At 71.6% G+C, this 19,276-nt stretch carries 16 protein-coding genes; 6 read left to right on the top strand and 10 right to left on the bottom strand.

The window, feature by feature from the left end:
* Both ACFWGJ_RS27510 and trpS read left to right on the top strand, forming a co-directional pair.
* On the top strand, positions 1–206 hold a 206-nt coding region (locus ACFWGJ_RS27510), incomplete at its 5' end, for a hypothetical protein (RefSeq protein ID WP_387329653.1).
* Between the two features lie 409 nt (positions 207–615).
* Positions 616–1,614 (top strand): tryptophan--tRNA ligase, encoded by a 999-nt coding sequence (gene trpS, locus ACFWGJ_RS27505; protein ID WP_387329650.1) that lies wholly within the window; start codon positions 616–618, stop codon positions 1,612–1,614.
* Positions 1,615–1,681: 67 nt separating this feature from the next.
* Here the strand turns inward: trpS and proC are convergent, their stop codons facing one another.
* The 5 genes from proC to ACFWGJ_RS27480 all read right to left on the bottom strand — a co-directional run bounded on the left by proC (position 1,682) and on the right by ACFWGJ_RS27480 (position 5,457).
* Positions 1,682–2,491 (bottom strand): pyrroline-5-carboxylate reductase, encoded by an 810-nt coding sequence (proC, locus tag ACFWGJ_RS27500; protein WP_387329648.1) that lies wholly within the window; start codon positions 2,489–2,491, stop codon positions 1,682–1,684.
* Between the two features lie 92 nt (positions 2,492–2,583).
* Positions 2,584–3,354, bottom strand: a complete 771-nt coding sequence (locus ACFWGJ_RS27495) for an ABC transporter permease (protein WP_387329645.1) — start codon at positions 3,352–3,354, stop codon at positions 2,584–2,586.
* Positions 3,351–4,193 carry an ABC transporter ATP-binding protein gene (locus ACFWGJ_RS27490; protein WP_387329642.1) on the bottom strand — a complete coding sequence of 281 codons (843 nt, stop codon included), beginning with the start codon at positions 4,191–4,193 and terminating at the stop codon, positions 3,351–3,353. The genes ACFWGJ_RS27495 and ACFWGJ_RS27490 overlap by 4 nt, the downstream gene beginning before the upstream one ends.
* A 346-nt stretch (positions 4,194–4,539) precedes the next feature.
* Positions 4,540–5,007, bottom strand: coding sequence for an EamA/RhaT family transporter (locus ACFWGJ_RS27485; RefSeq protein ID WP_387329639.1), 468 nt, complete (start codon positions 5,005–5,007; stop codon positions 4,540–4,542).
* A gap of 78 nt (positions 5,008–5,085) precedes the next feature.
* Entirely contained in the window at positions 5,086–5,457 is a 372-nt protein-coding gene (locus tag ACFWGJ_RS27480; protein WP_387329636.1) for an SH3 domain-containing protein, read from the bottom strand.
* A gap of 168 nt (positions 5,458–5,625) precedes the next feature.
* Between ACFWGJ_RS27480 and ACFWGJ_RS27475 the strand changes: the two genes are divergently transcribed.
* Positions 5,626–7,971: a serine/threonine-protein kinase gene (locus ACFWGJ_RS27475; RefSeq protein ID WP_387329634.1), complete on the top strand. Its 2,346-nt coding sequence runs from the start codon at positions 5,626–5,628 to the stop codon at positions 7,969–7,971.
* Between the two features lie 103 nt (positions 7,972–8,074).
* Here ACFWGJ_RS27475 and ilvD read toward each other — a convergent pair whose 3' ends face one another.
* From ilvD to ACFWGJ_RS27455, 4 genes are all read right to left on the bottom strand, one after another.
* Positions 8,075–9,928 carry a dihydroxy-acid dehydratase gene (gene ilvD, locus ACFWGJ_RS27470; RefSeq protein ID WP_387329631.1) on the bottom strand — a complete coding sequence of 618 codons (1,854 nt, stop codon included), beginning with the start codon at positions 9,926–9,928 and terminating at the stop codon, positions 8,075–8,077.
* 256 nt (positions 9,929–10,184) lie between these two features.
* Entirely contained in the window at positions 10,185–10,799 is a 615-nt protein-coding gene (locus tag ACFWGJ_RS27465; protein WP_387329628.1) for a TetR family transcriptional regulator, read from the bottom strand.
* Complete coding sequence (locus tag ACFWGJ_RS27460) at positions 10,796–11,620, bottom strand: sugar phosphate isomerase/epimerase (protein ID WP_210881840.1); 825 nt, start codon at positions 11,618–11,620, stop codon at positions 10,796–10,798. Before ACFWGJ_RS27460 ends, ACFWGJ_RS27465 begins: the two co-directional genes overlap by 4 nt.
* A gap of 272 nt (positions 11,621–11,892) precedes the next feature.
* On the bottom strand, positions 11,893–12,825 hold the full coding sequence (locus ACFWGJ_RS27455) for a Ppx/GppA family phosphatase (protein ID WP_387329625.1): 933 nt from the start codon (positions 12,823–12,825) through the stop codon (positions 11,893–11,895).
* 71 nt (positions 12,826–12,896) lie between these two features.
* On the opposite strand from ACFWGJ_RS27455, the gene ACFWGJ_RS27450 reads away from it, so the two are divergent.
* Complete coding sequence (locus ACFWGJ_RS27450) at positions 12,897–13,769, top strand: hypothetical protein (protein ID WP_387329622.1); 873 nt, start codon at positions 12,897–12,899, stop codon at positions 13,767–13,769.
* Positions 13,770–13,931: 162 nt separating this feature from the next.
* On the opposite strand, the gene ACFWGJ_RS27445 is transcribed toward ACFWGJ_RS27450, so the two are convergent.
* Complete coding sequence (locus ACFWGJ_RS27445) at positions 13,932–15,965, bottom strand: hypothetical protein (RefSeq protein WP_387329619.1); 2,034 nt, start codon at positions 15,963–15,965, stop codon at positions 13,932–13,934.
* A 233-nt stretch (positions 15,966–16,198) separates the two neighbouring features.
* Between ACFWGJ_RS27445 and radA the strand changes: the two genes are divergently transcribed.
* On the top strand, positions 16,199–17,608 hold the full coding sequence (gene radA, locus ACFWGJ_RS27440) for a DNA repair protein RadA (protein WP_387329616.1): 1,410 nt from the start codon (positions 16,199–16,201) through the stop codon (positions 17,606–17,608).
* Positions 17,609–17,679: 71 nt separating this feature from the next.
* Entirely contained in the window at positions 17,680–18,804 is a 1,125-nt protein-coding gene (gene disA, locus ACFWGJ_RS27435) for a DNA integrity scanning diadenylate cyclase DisA (RefSeq protein ID WP_107022362.1), read from the top strand.
* Positions 18,805–19,276: the final 472 nt, after the last annotated feature.

Here is a 19,276-nt window from a genome sequence, read left to right as displayed (position 1 = left end):
TCGGGCTTTCCTCCGGGCGCTTCCCTTCGGTCTTGCGTTTCCGACTCTATCAGACCGTTTCCGGTTCCGATTTCCTCGGTGCTTTCCAGGTTTTCGCTTTCGCGTTTCCCTTTCCGGCGATTCCGACTCTACCAGACCCTTTCAGGCCCGATTCCCAGTCGAAGTGGGGGTTGTCTTCCCGGCTGTTGGGCCGTTCCGACGAGTGAGACTTTAGCGGAATCCCGGCCCCCGAGCTAATCGGGGTTGCGCTCTCTCGAACGCGGATTCCTCATTTCGCAAACACGCATGAAAGCGAACCGACGACGGATCGTCGATCGCTGTGTGCTTGTTGCGGAATGGCTGTCCGGGGACCAACCGAAGTCGGCGCTCACGTCGGACAACTCGGAGAACACTACGGAGCGGGCAGGGGCGTGTCAACTCGGGTACGGGGACCACCCCCGAGGCGTACCCTCGGTGTCATGACTACGCACGCGTGCACCCAGCTGTGGTGGGCCGCCTGACGGCGGCCGTACATACGCGTGTACTCAACGGCCGCCTCCTCGGCGGCCGTTTTTGCATCTCCTCCCCTGGAGCGCCGGCCGGCGGTGGTGGCGGCCTCGACCAGGAGGTTGCGGGATGAAGCGGGTCTTCAGCGGGATCAAGCCGACCGGGCATCTGACGTTGGGCAACTACCTGGGGGCGATGCGGCGCTGGAGCGAGGTCGATCAGCACGAGGCCGACGCGTTGTTCTGTGTCGTCGACCTGCACGCGCTGACCGTGGACCACGATCCGGGGCGGGTACGCAGGCTGAGCCGGCAGGCGGCCACCCTGCTGCTGGCCGCGGGGCTCGACCCCCAGTTGTGCACCGTCTTCGTACAGAGTCATGTGGCTGAGCACGCGCGGTTGTCGTATCTGCTGGAGTGCGTGGCCACGGACGGCGAGATGCGCCGGATGATCCAGTACAAGGAGAAGGCGGCGGCCGAGCGGGCGCGGGGCGGGAGTGTGCGGCTGTCGCTGCTCACGTATCCCGTGCTGATGGCGGCGGACATCCTGGCGTACGGGACCGACGAGGTGCCGGTGGGGGACGACCAGACCCAGCATGTGGAACTGACGCGGGATGTCGCGGTGCGGTTCAACCAGCGGTACGGGCGGACGTTCGTGGTGCCGCGGACCACGCATCCGGAGGTGGCCGCCCGGGTCATGAATCTGCAGGACCCGACGTCGAAGATGGGGAAGTCCGACGACGTGGGGCCGGGGGTCGTCTATCTGCTCGACGAGCCCGAGACCGTACGGAAGAAGATCATGCGGGCCGTGACGGACAGCGGGAGCGAGGTCGTCCACGACCGGGAGGCCCGGCCCGGGGTCTCGAATCTGCTGGAGATCCTCGCGGCCTGTGAAGGTGGGAACCCGAAAGACCTGGCCGGTGTATATGAGACGTACGGATCTTTGAAGAAGGACACCGCCGAGGCCGTGGTCGAGCTCCTCAGGCCCGTACAGCAGAAGCACAAGGAGTTGTGCGCCGATCCTGCGTACGTGGAAGGGGTGTTGCGCGAGGGTGCCGAGAAGGCCAGGGAGATGGCGCGGCCGAGGGTGGACGCGGCGTACCGGGCGATCGGGCTGCTGCCTGCCGTGTGAGCAGTGGCGTGGTGAGGAGCGGTGGGGCCGGTGGTGGGCCGGCCCCCGGGCTCCTGCGCGGGCGTGGCTAGCTGTTGCCTGAGGCCAGTGCGCGACTGCGGTCGCGGGCTGCTTCGAGGGCGGCGATGAGCGCGGCCCGTACGCCGTGGTTCTCCAGCTCGCGGATGGCGTTGATCGTGGTGCCCGCGGGGGACGTGACGTTCTCGCGGAGTTTCACGGGGTGCTCGCCGCTGTCGCGGAGCATCACGGCGGCGCCGATCGCGGACTGGACGATGAGGTCGTGCGCCTTGTCGCGGGGCAGGCCGAGCAGGATGCCGGCGTCGGTCATGGCCTCGACCAGGTAGAAGAAGTACGCCGGGCCGGAGCCGGAGAGGGCGGTGCAGGCGTCCTGCTGGGACTCGGGCACGCGGAGCGTCTTGCCGACGGCGCCGAAGATCTCCTCGGCGTGCGCGAGATGGGCGGCGGTGGCGTGGCTGCCGGCGGAGATGACGGACATGGCCTCGTCGACGAGGGCGGGAGTGTTCGTCATGACACGGACGACGGGAGTGCGCTGGGCCAGGCGCTCCTCGAAGAAGGAGGTGGGGATGCCCGCGGCGCCGCTGATGACCAGGCGGTCGGCGGGGACGTGCGGGGCGAGTTCGTCGAGGAGGGTTCCCATGTCCTGGGGCTTGACCGTGAGGATCAGGGTGTCCGCCGTCTTGGCGGCCTCCTGATTGGTGACCGGGGTGACGCCGTGGCGTTCCTGGAGTTCCTGGGCGCGCTCGGGGCGGCGGGCCGTGACCAGGAGGTCGGCGGGGGTCCAGCCGGCTCGGATCATTCCGCTGAGCAGGGCCTCGCCGATCTTGCCGGTGCCGAGCACTGCGACTTTCTGGGTCATGTTCGGTTGCCCTCCGGGGGTGCGTCGTCCGGGGCCCATCCTCGCACCGGGGGCCCGGGGGCGGGCCGCGCCGTCCGCTGGGCGGGACGCGGTCAGACCGTGCGGCGGCGGAGGGTCGCCGCACCGAGTGTCAGTACGAGGAGGGCGCAGGCCGCGACGATCAGGGCGTCGCGGACGAAGGCGGCGGTGACGTCGGTGTGCTTGAGGACTTCGTTCATGCCGTCGACCGCGTACGACATCGGGAGGACGTTCGAGATGCCTTCCAGTACGGGGTGCATGTCGGAGCGCGGGGTGAACAGGCCGCAGAGGAGGAGCTGAGGGAAGATCACGGCCGGCATGAACTGGACGGCCTGGAACTCGGAGGACGCGAACGCCGAGACGAAGAGGCCGAGGGCGGTGCCGAGCAGGGCGTCGAGGAGGGCGACCAGGAGGAGAAGCCAGGCCGAGCCGGTGACGTCGAGGCCGAGGGCCCAGACGGCGAGAGTGGTGGCGAGGACGGACTGGACGACGGCGACCGCTCCGAAGGCGAGGGCGTAGCCGGCGATGAGATCGCCTTTGCCGAGGGGCATGGCGAGGAGGCGTTCGAGGGTGCCGGAGGTGCGTTCGCGGAGGGTGGCGATGGAGGTCACGAGGAACATCGTGATGAGGGGGAAGATGCCGAGCAGTGACGCGCCGATGGAGTCGAAGGTGCGCGGGCTGCCGTCGAAGACATAGCGGAGCAGCAGAAGCATCAGGCACGGGATGAGGATCATCAGCGCGATCGTGCGCGGGTCGTGGCGGAGCTGGCGCAGGACCCGGGTCGCGGTGGCGGTGGTGCGGGCGAGGTTGATCGCGCGCGGCTCGGGGGCGGCGGTCGTGGTCATCGGACGGACTCCTTGCGGGACTGGCTGGGCCGGCTGGGCTGCTTGTCGGCGGCGGCCGCGATCGCCTCGTCGACCAGGTGGAGGAAGGCCGCCTCGACGGTGTCGGTGCCGGTCTGGGTGCGCAGGGCGTCCGGGGTGTCGTCGGCGAGGATCTCGCCCTCGCGCATCAGGAGCAGGCGGTGGCAGCGTTCGGCCTCGTCCATGACGTGGGAGGAGACGAGGAGGGTGGCGCCCCGGTCGGCGGCGATGGTGTGGAAGAGCTGCCACAGGTCGCGGCGGAGTACGGGGTCGAGGCCGACCGTGGGTTCGTCGAGGACGAGGAGTTCCGGGGTGCCGAGGAGGGCGACCGCGAGGGAGACGCGGCTGCGCTGGCCGCCGGAGAGGTTGCCCGCGAGGGCTTCGGCGTGGGAGGCGAGGTCCACGTCGGAGATGGCGTGCTCGACGTTCTCTCGGCGGCGGTCGGCTGCGGCGCGGCCGGGGTCGAGGATCGCGGCGAAGTAGTCCAGGTTCTGGCGCACCGTCAGGTCGTCGTAGACGGAGGGGGCTTGGGTGACGTAACCGATGCGGGAGCGGAGGGCTGCGTGGCCGGCGGGGAGGCCAAGGACGTCCAGGGTGCCGGTGACCTTGGCCTGGGTGCCGACGATCGACCTCATCAGGGTGGATTTGCCGCACCCCGACGGTCCGAGCAGACCGGTGATCCGGCCACGGGCGACGTCGAAGTCGAGTCCGCGCAGGACCTGGCGGGGGCCTCGGACGACGGTGAGACCGGCGGCGTGGACGGCCGGGTGGTCGGGGGGTGGTGGTGTGGGGGCAGGCGCGTCAGACGCATTATTCATCATGTGATGAATAATGCGCCTGAGCGTGAAACTCGTCAAGCAGCCGGGGTGACGATCCTGGGTGACGATCCGGGGTGACGATGAGGACGACCTCATACACCGTGCGGGTCCGGTGGGGGCCGTTCGCGCAGTTCCTCGCGCCCCTGACGGGCGGGGGCTGCGCCCCGGCCCCCTCTTTGTCTGCGGGTCCGGTGGGGGTTGGCCGCGCAGTTCCCCGCGCCCCTTCGGGGCTCGGAGGGGGTGGGGTTGCCTGAGGGGGTCAGGGTTGAAAGTTGGGGCGCAGACCCGCTTTTAGGGGCGCGGGGAACTGCGCGGGCGGCCCCCACCGGGGCCGCAGACGGTCGCGAACCTAGTTGCGCTTGCGGTGGGATGCCGTTTCGTACTCCGTGCGGTGCAGGCTCTCGCCCGGGGCTTCCGTCAGGGAGCGGAAGAAGTACGCGGTGAGCGTGCCGACGAAGCCGATGGTCAGCAGGCCCCGCAGTGCGGACTGGCTGTCCGGGGCCGGGCGTTTCGTGTAGCCCGCCCAGGTGTGACGGAACGCCAGGGCGCTGCAGACCGCGAACATCACCACGACGAGGCCGGTGACGAAGCCGCCCACGGCCGCGATCTCCAGCCCTTCGTACGCGAAGCGCAGGACCAGGCAGCCGGCCACGATCGCGGCGAGCGAGCCGACGGTCACGGCCGCGCGGCGGATCGCGTAGCCGCCGTCGTGGTCCACCCAGGTCACCCCGAAGAAGCGGATCGGTTCGGGGCGGGGGCCTGCACGGCCTGTGCGGCCCGTGCGGCCTGCGGAGGTGGTGTCTGGTTTGTCGCTCACCGCTCGATTATCGCCTCGGCCCGCCGACGGACCCGCCGACCGGCCGGCCGGCCGAGGCGATACTCGGCGGCGGAGGTGTCAGGCGCAGCGCGATGCCACGTACCCGTCGCTCCCCGTGTGGACGTAGGCGTCGGAGACGTACTCCCCGACCTCGATGTTGTCCCAGATCTTCGTCGTCCCGTAGGGACCGCTGATCGTCTCCCCCGGGCGCTGGCAGAAGATCGGGACCCTGGAGCCCGGCGCCAGCGTGCGGATCAGGCGGTACTGGGTGCCGGGGCCGCTGCGGACGTTCAGGGTGTAGCCGGGTGCGATCGAGTAGAGCGTCTGGGCCGCGACCGCCGCCGCTGCCTCGGCGCTGGCCGACGCGCTGACCGGCGCACTGGCCGACTCGCTCGCGGTCGCCGCGGCCCCCTCGGCGGCTTCGGCTTCTCTGGCCTCTTCAACAGCCATGTGTGTCTCCCCGTTGGATGTGGTGCACGCGTTGTCTCGAATGTGATGTCTCGAAACACTGTCTTTTGTTTTGTGCACGCGGAGGCTAGCAAGCCGCGTGGGACTCGCACGAACCATCGACTAGGCTCCGTGCGTCGCGCGTGCGTACGCAATTCACGGGGGTGGACGATGCCGCCAGGACGCATCGCCGGATCGGATGCCGAAGCGGAACTTCCCGAGTACGCAGGGCAGTACCGCCTTGAGTCACGTCTCGGCTCCGGTGGCATGGGCGTGGTCCATCTGGCCCGCTCGGCGTCGGGGCTGCGGCTCGCGGTGAAGGTCATCAACGTCGAGTTCGCCAGGGACCCCGAGTTCAGGGGGCGTTTCAAGCAGGAGGTGGCGGCCGCGCGGCGGGTCAGCGGTGCGTTCACCGCGCCGGTCGTGGACGCCGACCCCGAGGCGGACCGGCCCTGGATGGCCACCCTGTTCATTCCGGGCCCGACGCTCGCGGAGCATGTGAAGCGGAACGGTTCGCTGTCGTCCGCGCAGTTGCGTCAGGTGATGGCCGGGCTCGCCGAGGCGTTGCGCGACATCCACCGGGCCGGTGTGGTGCACCGCGATCTCAAGCCGAGCAACGTCCTCCTCGCCGAGGACGGCCCCAAGGTCATCGACTTCGGTATCTCGCGGCCGTCGGACAGCGAACTGCGTACGGAGACGGGCAAACTGATCGGCACTCCGCCTTTCATGGCCCCCGAGCAGTTCCGCCGCCCGCGCGAGGTGGGGCCGGCCGCCGACATCTTCGCCCTCGGGTCCGTGCTGGTGCACGCGGCGACCGGGCGCGGCCCCTTCGACTCCGACAGCCCGTACGTCGTGGCCTACCAGGTCGTGCATGACGAACCGGATCTGACGGACGTCCCCGACGACCTGGCGCCGCTGATCGCCCGCTGCCTCGCCAAGGAACCCGACGAACGGCCCACCCCCGACGAGCTGATGGCCGAGCTGCGGCATGTCTCGTCCTTGTACGACACGCAGGCGTTCATACCGGCGCAGCGCGCGGCGGAGGCGGTCGAACCATCGGCGGGTGGACCGGCGGGAGCCGTGCCCGACTCGCGCGACCGTACGACTCACGTGCGCGGCAAGCGGCGTACGCCCGCGGGTTCGGATTCAGGCACAGGTGCAGATGATGGTGCTGGTGCGCGTGCAGGTGCTGATGCTGGTGCAGGACCGGGACCCGGATCAGGATCAGGATCAGGATCGCCCTCGGTTCGTTCCCGGCGCCGGGGTCTGCTCACCGTCGCCCTCGGCGGCGTGGCCGCGCTCGCGGTCGGTGGTGCGCTGCTGGCCGGTCTGCCGGGCGACGACGGTTCCGGAGGACGGCCGGGCTCCGGAACCGGTGGCCAGCGGGGGTCCGCCGGCGAGGCGTTCAAGCCGTGGGTCGCGAAGGTGGGCACGGGCCGGGAGTCCATGGCCAAGTGCACGTACGGCGGTGGAGCGCTGCTCTGCGCCGGTCCCGGTGTGCTCGCCGGCGCCCTCGGTCCGCGGGACGGAAAGGCGCGGTGGACGCGCTCGGCGAAGAGCGGGGAGGACGTCTCGGTCTCCGCGCCCGTCCTGTCCGGGGGCCTCGTGCACACGATCACCGCGGCCGGCGGACAACTGGTCGCACTCGATCCCGACACGGGCGCGACCCGCTGGAAGCTCAACACCGCGGTGTACGGGGGCGGTGCGCAGTACGCGGGCGACACCGTGCTGCTGACCGCGGGCGACGGCACGGTCACCGGCATCGACGGGCAGACCGGGGAGCGGCTCTGGCAGGGCCGCCCGGCCGGCGGGGCCCAGCCCGCCTTCGCGTACTTCGGCGGCGAACTCGCGTACGCGACGACGCTGACGTCCGACGGTACGGGCACGCAGGTGATCGCGGTGGATCCACGGACCGGGGACGTGCGCTGGCGACACCGCCTCGACGGGCTGCTCACTCCGGTCGGCACCCGGAAGGGCACTCTCTGGTTCACCGCCCAGAACGCGTCCCAGGAGACCCGGAGCATCGTCGGCTACACGCCGGGCAGTGCATCGGGCCGTGCATCGGGCGATGCGTCCGGCGGTACGGCGGGCAGTGCATCCGGCAGTGCGTCGGCGGGCGGGAAGGAGCAGCGGATTCAGCTCGACCTCCCGCTGCCGTCCGCGTCGGCCGCCCTGCACGGCGACGCGGTCTATTTACTGGCCGCGGGGGGTGCGCTGGTGGCCGTCGACATCGAGGCAGGCAAGCAGCGCTGGCATCGTGAGACCTCGGTCAGCAGGGCCTCGGCGCCGGCCGCCGACGACCGGTACGTGTACGTCAGCGCCCCCGACGGCCGGCTGCTCGCGGCAGACGTGCGCACCGGCAGGCTCGTGGGCCAGACCCCCACCCGGCTCGGCGAGGACGGTGAACGGGTCGTGGCCGAGGTGCTCCCGCCGATGGTCGTGGGCGACCGGGTCTACGCGAGCGCCCCCGACGGCAGCGTCTTCGGCGTGGACGCCCGCAGGCCCGCCGGCTGGTGAACCGCGAGGGCGCCGGACCGGCCCCGTGAACGGCGAACCCGCCCGGTGGTGAGGACCGGGCGGGTTCGGGTGCGCTGGGAGAACTGCTGGAGCGGGCCTCGGGTCAGCCGAGCATCGAGACGTCCCGGACGGCGCCCCTGTCCGCGCTGGTCGCCATCGCGGCGTACGCGCGCAGGGCGGCCGAGACCTTGCGCTCGCGGGCGACCGGGGCGTACACGCCCTTGAGTGCCTCGCGGCGCTCGGCCAGTTCCTCGTCGGAGACCAGCAGCTCGATGCTGCGTTTCGGGATGTCGATACGGATGCGGTCGCCGTCGCGGACGAGGGCGATCGTGCCGCCGGACGCCGCCTCGGGCGAGGCGTGGCCGATGGACAGGCCCGAGGTGCCGCCGGAGAAGCGTCCGTCGGTGATCAGGGCGCAGGTCTTGCCGAGGCCCCGGCCCTTCAGGAACGACGTCGGGTAGAGCATCTCCTGCATGCCGGGGCCGCCCTTGGGGCCCTCGTAGCGGATGACGACGACGTCTCCGTGCGTGATCTCCTTCTTGAGGATCTTGTCGACGGCCTCCTCCTGCGACTCGCAGACGACCGCCGGGCCCTCGAAGGTCCAGATCGACTCGTCCACGCCGGCCGTCTTCACGACACAGCCGTCGACGGCGAGGTTGCCCTTGAGGACCGCGAGACCGCCGTCCTTGGAGTACGCGTGCTCCGCCGAGCGGATGCAGCCGCCCTCCGCGTCCTCGTCGAGGGCCGCCCAGCGCTCGGACTGGGAGAAGGCCGTGGACGAGCGGACGCCGCCGGGCGCCGCGTACCACAGCTCCAGGGCCTCCGGGGAGGGCGAGCCGCCGCGGACGTCCCAGGTCTTGAGCCAGTCCGCGAGGGACGGGCTGTGCACCGCGTGCACGTCCTCGTTCAGCAGTCCCGCGCGGTGGAGTTCGCCGAGCAGGGCGGGGATGCCGCCGGCCCGGTGCACGTCCTCCATGTAGTACGTGCGGTCCTTCGCCACGTTCGGGGCGACCTTGGCGAGGCACGGCACGCGGCGCGAGACCGCGTTGATCTCGTCCAGGCCGAACGGGACGCCCGCCTCCTCGGCGGCGGCCAGCAGGTGCAGGATCGTGTTGGTCGAGCCGCCCATGGCGATGTCGAGGGCCATGGCGTTCTCGAAGGCCGCCATGGTGGCCACGTTGCGCGGCAGGACCGACTCGTCGTCCTGCTCGTAGTAGCGCCGGGTGACGTCCATGACCGTGCGCGCCGCGTCCTCGTACAGGCCTTTGCGCGCCGTGTGCGTGGCGAGGACCGAGCCGTTGCCGGGGAGGGAGAGGCCGATGGCCTCGGTCAGGCAGTTCATGGAGTTGGCCGTGAACATGCCGGAACACGAACCGCAGGTCGGACAGGCGTTCTCCTCGATACGGAGGATGTCCTCGTCCGAGATCTTGTCGTTCACGGCGTCGGAGATCGCGTCGACGAGGTCGAGCGTGCGGACCGAGCCGTCGACCAGCGTGGCGCGGCCGGACTCCATGGGGCCGCCGGAGACGAAGACCGTCGGGATGTTGAGGCGCAGGGCCGCCATCAGCATGCCGGGCGTGATCTTGTCGCAGTTCGAGATGCAGATCAGGGCGTCGGCACAGTGGGCCTCCACCATGTACTCCACGCTGTCCGCGATCAGGTCGCGGGAGGGCAGGCTGTAGAGCATGCCTCCGTGGCCCATCGCGATGCCGTCGTCGACGGCGATCGTGTTGAACTCGCGCGGGATGCCTCCGGCGGCGGTGATGGCCTCGCTGACGATGCGGCCGACCGGCTGGAGGTGGGTGTGGCCGGGCACGAACTCCGTGAACGAGTTGGCGACCGCGATGATCGGCTTACGGCCGATGTCCGCGCCCGGTACACCGGAGGCGCGCATAAGGGCGCGGGCGCCCGCCATGTTGCGTCCGTGGGTGACTGTGCGGGACCTCAGCTCGGGCATGGCCGCTCGCTCCTTCGGAGAGTGTTGACTGCTGTCGAGCGTACGCCCGGCATCCAGGGTTTGGACGTGGTGTCCGGTATGCGGGATTGTTGTCTCGGTTTTTGAGGGAAGCGGGGGCGGGGTGCTTGGGGCTGGGTGCTTGGGGCTGGGAGCTTGGGGCGGGGTGCTTGGGGTCGGATGTCGGATGCGGGTCCGTCGTGGCTGGGCGCGCAGTTCCCCGCGCCCCTCGGAGCGGGCTGCGCCCCTGCTCAGGGGGTCATGGGGCTGTCAGGTGGGACTGGATCACCGGGGCGACCCGGTTGATGATCTGTTCCGGGTTCGCCGAGGCGAGTGGCTCGACCTTGATCACGTAACGGAGCATCGCGATGCCGACCAGTTGCGCGGCTGCCAGTTCCGCGCGCAGTTCCGCGTCCGGGAGGTCCAGCTGGAGGGCGACGCGGCGCAGCAGCTGGGCGGAGATCAGGCGGCGGAAGACACCGGCCGCGGTCTCGTTGTTCACGGCGGAACGGATGATCGCGAGGAGCGCCTTGCGCGTGGCCGGGTTCTCCCAGACGCCGAAGAAGAAGCGGGCCAGCCGTTCGCCCACGCCGTCGAGGGGGCCCTCGCCGACCGAACCGGGCGCGCTCAGGAGGGGTCCGATGGCGACCTCGATGGCCGCCTCGAAAACCTGCTCCTTCGTACCGAAGTAGTGATGTACGAGTGCCGAGTCCACGTCCGCCGTCTTCGCGATGGCGCGCATGGAGGTCTTCTCGAAGCCCCGCTCCGCGAACTCCTCCCGCGCCGCCGCCAGGATGCGGTCACGGGCCGCGGGGGCGTCCTGCGCGTCCGTACGGGAGGGGCGTCCCCGGCGGCGCGGGGTGGCGGCGGTCATGTACGCGGGACCCGGACCGCCGAGGCCAGGTGGAGGCGGGTGAAGGCGAGGGCCTCCGCCAGGTCGGCCTCGCGTTCGGCGCTCGACATGGCGCGGCGGGTGTTGACCTCGATGACGACATGACCGTCGTAGCCGGACAGGGCGAGCCGTTCGAGCAGTTCGGCGCAGGGCTGGGTGCCGCGGCCGGGGACCAGGTGCTCGTCCTTGATGGAGCCGCTGCCGTCGGCGAGGTGGACGTGGCCGAGGCGGTCGCTCATGCGGTCGATCATCTGGAGCGCGTCGGTGCGGGCCGTCGCGGTGTGGCTCAGATCGATCGTGAAGTGCCGGTAGTCGTCCTTCGTCACGTCCCAGTCGGGTGCGTACGCGAGCATCTCGCGATCGCGGTAGCGCCAGGGGTACATGTTTTCGACGGCGAACCGTACGTCCGTCTCGTTGGCCATCTGCCAGATTCCGGTGACGAAGTCACGGGAGTACTGGCGCTGCCAGCGGAACGGGGGGTGGACGACGACTGTGCTCGCGCCGAGCTTCTCGGCTGCCGCCCGGGCGCGCTGGAGTTTGATCCACGGGTCGGTGGACCAGACGCGCTGGGTGATGAGCAGGCAGGGAGCGTGTACGGCGAGGATCGGGATCCGGTGGTAGTCGCTGAGGCGGCGCAGGGCTTCGATGTCCTGGCTGACCGGGTCGGTCCACACCATGACCTCGACGCCGTCGTAGCCGAGGCGCGCGGCGATCTCGAAGGCCGTCGCTGTCGACTCCGGATAGACGGAGGCCGTGGACAGGGCGACCTTCGCATCCGGGATGCGCACGACTGGTTCTGCCACGGGGACAGGTTACGGGGTGGGTTCGTCGGGTGTGGCGGGGTGGGGTTGTTTGGCCGGGGGCGGGCCCCTGGCCGGGGGTGGGTGGGTTCGGTGCGTGGGCGTGGGCGTGGGCGCGGGCCCGGTGGGCGGGTGCGGGTTCGGTGGGGGCTTGTCGCGCCGTTCCCCGCGCCCCTTAGGGGGTGGGGGTGAGGGTGTGTGTCGGCTGGCCGTTGGCTGTGGTTGCTCGCGCCGTTCCTCGCGCCCCTTCGGGGCGCTCTTGCGGGCTCCTGTGGCTACTGAGGGGTCATCTGGTCCAGGGTTCGGAGGATTACGCCCTCCCTCAGGGCCCAGGGGCAGATTTCCACCGTCTCCACTCCGAAGAGGTCCATCGCGCCCTCGGCCACCACCGCGCCGGCGAGGAGCTGGGCGGCGCGGCCCTCGGAGACTCCGGGGAGTTCCGCGCGCTCGGCGGTCGTCATGGAAGCCAGGCGCGGGACCCAGTCCTCCAGGGACCGGCGCTTGAGCTCGCGCTGGACGTACAGGCCGTCGACCGAGCGGGCGGCACCCGCCAGCCGGGCGAGCTGCTTGAAGGTCTTGGAGGTGGCGACCACGTGGTCGGGAGCCCCGAACCGGCTGAACTCCCCGACCGTACGCGCGATCTGCGCCCGCACATGGCGGCGCAGGGCCTTTATGTCCGCAGGGTCCGCCGGGTCGGTCGGCAGCCAGCCCGCGGTCAGGCGGCCCGCGCCCAGCGGCAGCGAGGCGGCCGCGTCGGGTTCCTCGTCGATCCCGTACGCGATCTCCAGCGAACCGCCGCCGATGTCCAGGACGAGCAGTTTCCCGGCCGACCAGCCGAACCAGCGGCGGGCGGCGAGGAAGGTGAGCCGGGCCTCCTCCGCGCCGGTGAGGACCTGGAGCTCCACACCGGTCTCCTCACGCACCCGGGCCAGCACCTCGTCGGCGTTGCTGGCCTCACGCACCGCGGAGGTCGCGAACGGCAGCAGGTCCTCGACGCCCTTGTCCTCGGCGGCCTCCAGCGCCTCCTGGACGACGGCGATGAGTTTGTCGACGCCCACGGAGTCGATCGCGCCGCTGTCGTCCAGAAGTTGGGCGAGCCGCAGCTCCGCCTTGTGCGAATGCGCGGGCAGCGGGCGCGCGCCGGGATGTGCATCCACCACCAGCAGGTGCACCGTGTTCGAACCCACGTCCAGGACACCGAGTCTCATGTACGGCACGCTACTGCGCCCGGGCCCCTCGGCCGTCCCCAGAGTGGTCGTGAGCGACTTACTCTGGACTGGTGCCAAAGACGAAAAAGGCGAAGAGCGACAAATCGGCCAAGGATTCTGCCGCAGGGCCCGCGAAGGACGAGCTTCGGGTGAAGCCGTCCAAGCCCGGAAAGCTTCCGAAAGCTCCGAAGGGCGACGAGAAAGGGCTCGACTTCGCACGAGCGTGGGTGGAGTTCCCGGATCCGGCCGACGACGAGCAGGTCTTCCGCTGCGATCTGACATGGCTGACCTCTCGCTGGAACTGCATCTTCGGAAGCGGCTGCCAGGGGATCCAGGCGGGCCGCGCGGACGACGGATGCTGCACGCTGGGTGCCCACTTCTCGGACGAGGACGACGAGAAGCGCGTGGCCGGTCACGTGGCGAGGCTCACGCCGGACATCTGGCAGCACCACGACGTGGGGACCGCGACCGGCTGGGTCTCGCAGGACGAGGACGGGGACCGGCAGACGCGCCCGTACCAGGGGTCCTGCATCTTCCAGAACCGGCCCGGTTTCGCCGGCGGCATGGGGTGCTCGCTGCACATCCTGGCCGTCAAGGAGGGCCGCGAGCCCCTGGAGACCAAGCCGGACGTCTGCTGGCAGCTCCCGGTCCGGCGGACGTACGAGTGGATCGACCGGCCCGACGACACGCGGGTGCTGCAGGTCTCGATCGGCGAGTACGACCGCCGCGGGTGGGGTCCTGGCGGGCACGACCTGCACTGGTGGTGCACGTCGGCGACGTCCGCCCACGGCGCGGGCGACCCGGTCTACGTCTCGTACCGCCCGGAACTGATCGAGCTGATGGGCAAGTCGGGTTACGACCGCCTGGTGGACCTCTGCGAGAAACGCCTGTCCTCCCAACTCCCCCTCCTGGCCCCCCACCCGGCGGACCCCGGCCCCCATTAGGGGGCGGGCCCCGTCAGGGGCGCGGGGAACTGCGCGCCCGCCCACGACGGACCCGCACCCGACTCCCGGACCGCTCCCCCCACCCCCCAGGGGCGCGGGGAACTGCGCGCCCGGCCCCCACCGGGGCGCACCCGGAAGTCGAGGCCGGCCTCCCCAAAGCGTTCAACTCCCCGACGGACTCGGCTCACCGGAGCCGGACGTCGGCTCACCCCCTCCGGAGGAGCCCGGCGGAGGCTCCGGCTCCGGATCCGACGACCCCGGCCCGGACGGCGTCGGCTCAGGATCGGGCTCCGACGGCCCAGGATCGGACGGCGAGGGCCCGGACGGCGTCGGCTCGGGCCCCGGCCCGGGATCCGATGGACCGGGCCCAGGTCCGGGCCCGGGGTCCGAAGGCCCGGGCCCACTCGGCGAAGGCGGATCCGGCCGGGGCCCGGGCCCGGGCCCCGAAGGCCCCGCCGTCCCGTACCCACCGATCGTGACCACAGCCCCCGCCGGCCCGACCGCCACGCGCGCGCTCCACGCCCCGTTCGGCTCCCGCAGATGATCGACGTACACCTTGACCGTCAGCGACTCCCCCGGTTCCAGCGTCCCGGCCGACTGGCTCAGGTAGAGCCAGGACGCCCCGGTCCGCGCCGACCAGCGGACCGCCGTATCGCCGGTCGCCGTGAGGGTGATCAGTGTCGTGTCGCCGTCGGAGCGGGCCGCGACGGTCAGCCCGCTCCGCTGCCCCGGGGCCACGCTGACGACCTCCACGGAGACGTCGGACGAGCCGCTGCGCGGGGTGAAGCGGGAGCCGGGCCGCGTACGGGCGTTGCCCGCGTTCTCATAGCCGGGTGCCCCGCCGTCGAGTTCCTCGGAGCCCTGCGCGTCGTTCGCGGTGACCGGCCGGCCGTCGGCGCCCTCACCGATGAGGGGCGCCCCGCGGTAGGCCGCCCACAGGGCGAGCACGGGGGCCGCGACGACGGTGGCGACGACCGTGGTCGTGACGGCACGCGCGCGCAGCCGGTCACGGCGGGCCGCGTGGTCCTTGGGGTCCATCGGGAATCCGCGCCGGTCGAAGCGCGGACCGGCGCCCCGCGCGCGCGGGAGGCGCGTCATCGCCTTGTGGAGGGCCGCGCGCGGGGCTTCGAGGACGGGCAGCGCGGCGGGCGTGACGCTGGTGCCGGGCCAGGAGCCGGGGCCCGCGCGCTCGGCGGTCCGGCGGCAGCGCGGGCAGTCGTCGACGTGCCGGACCAGTTCGCGGCGCAGGGCCGCGCTGAGGACGAGGTGCTTGTCGCCGGTGAGCCGGGTCACGCCGGGGCAGCTGCCGGTCTCGACGACGGCCAGGGCAGCGCGCGTGCGCTCGACCTCGCAGGCGCCCGCGGCGAGGAGTTCCCGGGCGGCCACCGGATCGGTGCCGAGGACGGCGGCGACCTCGTGCGCGGCGAGTTGGTGGCGTACGGCGAGTTCGAGCGCCTCGCGCTGCTCGGGCGTCGTACCGGCGGCCTCCGGCCAGGCGAGCAGGGCGAGTTCGCGACGGCGCCGGTCCTTCTCGGCGTCGGCGAGGAGATCGGCGGTCCGGTCGCCACTCCGCTCAACGGCGCGCTCACCGCCACGGCCGCCGGCGCGGTCTCCGGCCGACCCGTCGGCACGGGCGTCCCCGGACGGCGTCTCCGCGTGAGGACCGGCCGTGCCACCCTCCACGCGCGCGTTCGTACGGTCCTGCGCGCGCGGGCTCGTACGGTCCTGCGCGCGTGGGCTCGTACGGTCCTGCGCGCGCGGGCTCGTACGGTCCTGCGCGCGCAGGCTCGTACGGTCCTGCGCGCGCGGGCCGGAGGAACGGCCGTCCGGGCGGGCGGTGCCGCCTCCGGACCGGCCGGACACGTGGGCGCCATGCGGCCTCTGCCTGGCCTCGGCGAGCTTGCGCAGACAGGACCAGCGGGCGAGGGCGTACAGCCAGGCCCTGCGGTCGTCGGGCGTCTCGCGGCCACGATGGCCGCGCCGCTCGGCGAGGGCGAGGACGTCCCCGAGGGCGGCGGTCGCCGTGTCGTGGTCGCACAGGACGGACAGACAGTAGGTGAACAGGCCGTCCAGGTACGGCTCGTAACGGGTCGGCGGGCGGTGTGCCACCGTGCGCGCCGCGGCCCGGTCGCGCGCCTCGCGGTGCGCCCGGTGTGCGCCGGTGGTGCGGGTCGAGGTCTCGGGACTGCTGCTCATCACCCGTGCGACCGTAGGTGCCTTGTGGTGGGCCCTTCTCCCTGCTTGAGCACATTTAATCCATACGGGTGAAACGATCCCTCAAATGAGGGCAGGGGTCCTGTATTACGTGTCGTGTCCCTGCCGTACGCGCCCGGAAAAGCGGGCGGTTTGCGCAGGGTGCCCTGTTATCGGCACCGGATGTCGAACAGGCCGTCACGGCTCTGTCAGTGGCGGCGGTTACGGTTCGTGTCATGGCTGCCCGTACGAAGACCGCGAAGGACCGGCCGTCCTACCGCTGCACCGAGTGCGGCTGGCAGACGGCCAAGTGGCTCGGCCGCTGCTCCGAGTGCCAGGCATGGGGGACGGTCGAGGAGTACGGCGCGCCCGCGGTGCGTACGACGGCTCCCGGCCGCGTCACCACGAGCGCGCTGCCCATCGGCCAGGTCGACGGCCGGCAGGCGACCGCCCGCTCGACGGGCGTGCCCGAGCTGGACCGCGTGCTCGGCGGCGGACTCGTACCGGGCGCGGTGGTGCTCGTGGCGGGCGAGCCGGGCGTCGGCAAGTCCACGCTGCTGCTGGACGTGGCGGCCAAGGCGGCGAGCGACGAGCACCGCACGCTCTACATCACGGGTGAGGAGTCGGCGAGCCAGGTCCGGCTGCGCGCCGACCGCATCAAGGCGATCGACGACCACCTGTATCTGGCCGCGGAGACCGATCTGTCGGCGGTCCTCGGCCATCTGGACGCGGTGAAGCCGTCCCTGCTCATCGTCGACTCCGTACAGACGGTGGCCTCTCCGGAGATCGACGGCGCACCCGGCGGCATGTCCCAGGTCCGCGAGGTGGCCGGCGCCCTGATCCGCGCCTCGAAGGAGCGCGGCATGGCCACCCTCCTGGTCGGCCACGTCACCAAGGACGGCGCCATCGCGGGACCACGTCTCCTGGAGCACCTGGTGGACGTCGTCCTGAGCTTCGAGGGCGACCGGCACGCACGCCTGCGTCTCGTCCGGGGCGTCAAGAACAGGTACGGCACCACGGACGAGGTCGGCTGCTTCGAGCTGCACGACGAGGGGATCACCGGGCTCGCCGACCCCTCCGGGCTGTTCCTCACCCGCCGCGCCGAGCCCGTCCCCGGCACGTGCCTGACCGTCACCCTCGAAGGCCGCCGCCCGCTGGTGGCCGAGGTGCAGGCGCTCACCGTGGACACCCAGATCCCCACTCCGCGGCGTACGACCTCCGGTCTGGAGACCTCCCGCGTCCAGATGATGCTCGCCGTCCTGGAGCAGCGCGGCCGGATCAGCGCCCTCGGGAAGCGGGACATCTACACCGCGACGGTCGGTGGCGTGAAACTGTCCGAGCCCGCCGCGGACCTCGCGATCGCGCTCGCGCTGGCCAGCGCGGCGAGCGACACCCCGCTCCCGCAGAACCTCGTCGCGATCGGCGAAGTGGGGCTCGCGGGCGAGGTCAGACGGGTCACGGGCGTCCAGCGCAGACTCGCCGAAGCGCACCGTCTGGGCTTCACCCACGCCCTCGTTCCGAGCGACCCGGGCAAGATCCCGCCCGGTATGAAGGTCCTGGAAGTCGCCGACATGGGGGACGCGCTCCGGGTCCTCCCTAGGTCGCGTCGGCGAGAGGCCCCACGGGACGAGGAAGAGCGCCGGTAGACTTTGCCCAGGTCTCGCCCGTCCGTACGAACCGAGGGCGCCCTCAAAAAGCCTGCGACCGGAGGAGTGCAGTGGCAGCCAACGACCGGGCAGCAGTTCCCGGCAAGTCCGGCGGGAGTTCCGGCACCGATGGCCTGATGCGCACGGCTCTCAGCGCTGTGGCACCCGGCACAGGACTGCGCGACGGCCTGGAGCGCATCCTCCGCGGCAACACCGGCGGGCTCATCGTGCTCGGCTGGGACAAGACCGTCGAGGCGATGTGCAGCGGCGGATTCGTGCTGGACGTCGAGTTCACCGCGACGCGGCTGCGCGAGCTGTGCAAGCTCGACGGCGGCATCGTGCTGGACAAGGACATCACCAAAATCCTGCGGGCCGGGGTGCAGCTGGTCCCCGACCCGACCATCCCCACCGAGGAGACGGGCACGCGGCACCGCACCGCGGACCGGGTGAGCAAGCAGGTCGGCTTCCCCGTCGTCTCCGTCTCCCAGTCCATGCGCCTGATCGCGCTGTACGTGGACGGGCAGCGGCGGGTCCTGGAGGACTCCGCCGCGATCCTCTCCCGCGCGAACCAGGCGCTGGCCACGCTGGAGCGGTACAAGCTGCGGCTCGACGAGGTCGCGGGCACGCTGTCCGCGCTGGAGATCGAGGACCTGGTCACCGTCCGGGACGTGTCCGCGGTGGCCCAGCGCCTGGAGATGGTGCGCCGGATCGCCACGGAGATCGCCGAGTACGTGGTGGAGCTGGGCACGGACGGGCGGCTGCTCTCCCTCCAGCTGGACGAGCTGATCGCCGGGGTCGAGCCCGAGCGGGAGCTCGTCGTACGGGACTATGTGCCCGAGCCGACGGCCAAGCGGTCTCGCACGGTCGATGAGGCGCTGTTCGAGCTGAACGCGCTCAGCCATGCCGAGCTGCTCGAAATGCCCACCGTGGCGCGGGCGTTGGGGTACACGGGGTCGCCCGAGGCGCTCGACTCCGCGGTGTCGCCCCGCGGGTTCCGGCTGCTGGCGAAGGTGCCGCGGCTGCCGGGCGCGATCATCGACCGGCTGGTCGAGCACTTCGGCGGGCTGCAGAAGCTGCTCGCCGCGAGCGTGGACGATCTGCAGACGGTCGACGGGGTGGGGGAGGCGCGGGCGCGGAGCGTGCGGGAGGGGCTTTCGCGGTTGGCGGAGTCGTCGATCCTCGAACGCTACGTGTAGCCGTCCGGCGGTTTGGCGTGGCCCCTCGGGCGCGGGTCGGCTTCCGGGCGCGGGCCCGGTGGGGGCTTGTCGCGCAGTTCCCCGCGCCCCTGAAGGCGGGGGCCGGGCTCGGCTTTCGGGTGCGGGCCGGCGGGGGCTGGGTGCGCCGTTCCCCGCGCCCCTGAAAAGCGCCCGCGCGGACGGTAGTTCGCCGGGCGCGGGCCGGTGGGGGCCGTTCGCGCAGTTCCCCGCGCCCCTCAAACAGCGGGGGCCGGGCCCGGCATTCGGGTGCGGCCCGGTGGGAACTGGGTGCGCCGTTCCCCGCGCCCCCAAGAAGCGTCCGTACGCTGAGCCCCTGCTCTGAGGGGCGCGGGAGCGATGACGTCGAAACGCCGACGCCCGCTGTTTCAGGGGCGCGGGGAACGGCGCACCCAGTTCCCACCGGGCCGCACCCAACAGTCGAGCCCAGCCCCGCTGTTTCAGGGGCGCGGGG

Origin of the sequence: Streptomyces sp. NPDC060205 (genome assembly GCF_042728395.1) — a bacterium.
Lineage (GTDB): Bacteria > Actinomycetota > Actinomycetes > Streptomycetales > Streptomycetaceae > Streptomyces.
This window is presented reverse-complemented; position numbering and strand designations above follow the sequence as displayed.

Coding starts and splice junctions, on each gene's coding strand:
- trpS (WP_387329650.1), top strand. CDS start 616: ATGAAGCGGGTCTTCAGCGGGATCAAGCCGACCGGGCATCTGACGTTG.
- radA (WP_387329616.1), top strand. CDS start 16,199: ATGGCTGCCCGTACGAAGACCGCGAAGGACCGGCCGTCCTACCGCTGC.
- ACFWGJ_RS27490 (WP_387329642.1), bottom strand. CDS start 4,193: ATGATGAATAATGCGTCTGACGCGCCTGCCCCCACACCACCACCCCCC.
- ACFWGJ_RS27465 (WP_387329628.1), bottom strand. CDS start 10,799: ATGACCGCCGCCACCCCGCGCCGCCGGGGACGCCCCTCCCGTACGGAC.
- ilvD (WP_387329631.1), bottom strand. CDS start 9,928: ATGCCCGAGCTGAGGTCCCGCACAGTCACCCACGGACGCAACATGGCG.
- ACFWGJ_RS27475 (WP_387329634.1), top strand. CDS start 5,626: ATGCCGCCAGGACGCATCGCCGGATCGGATGCCGAAGCGGAACTTCCC.
- ACFWGJ_RS27455 (WP_387329625.1), bottom strand. CDS start 12,825: ATGAGACTCGGTGTCCTGGACGTGGGTTCGAACACGGTGCACCTGCTG.
- ACFWGJ_RS27480 (WP_387329636.1), bottom strand. CDS start 5,457: ATGGCTGTTGAAGAGGCCAGAGAAGCCGAAGCCGCCGAGGGGGCCGCG.
- proC (WP_387329648.1), bottom strand. CDS start 2,491: ATGACCCAGAAAGTCGCAGTGCTCGGCACCGGCAAGATCGGCGAGGCC.
- ACFWGJ_RS27445 (WP_387329619.1), bottom strand. CDS start 15,965: ATGAGCAGCAGTCCCGAGACCTCGACCCGCACCACCGGCGCACACCGG.
- ACFWGJ_RS27495 (WP_387329645.1), bottom strand. CDS start 3,354: ATGACCACGACCGCCGCCCCCGAGCCGCGCGCGATCAACCTCGCCCGC.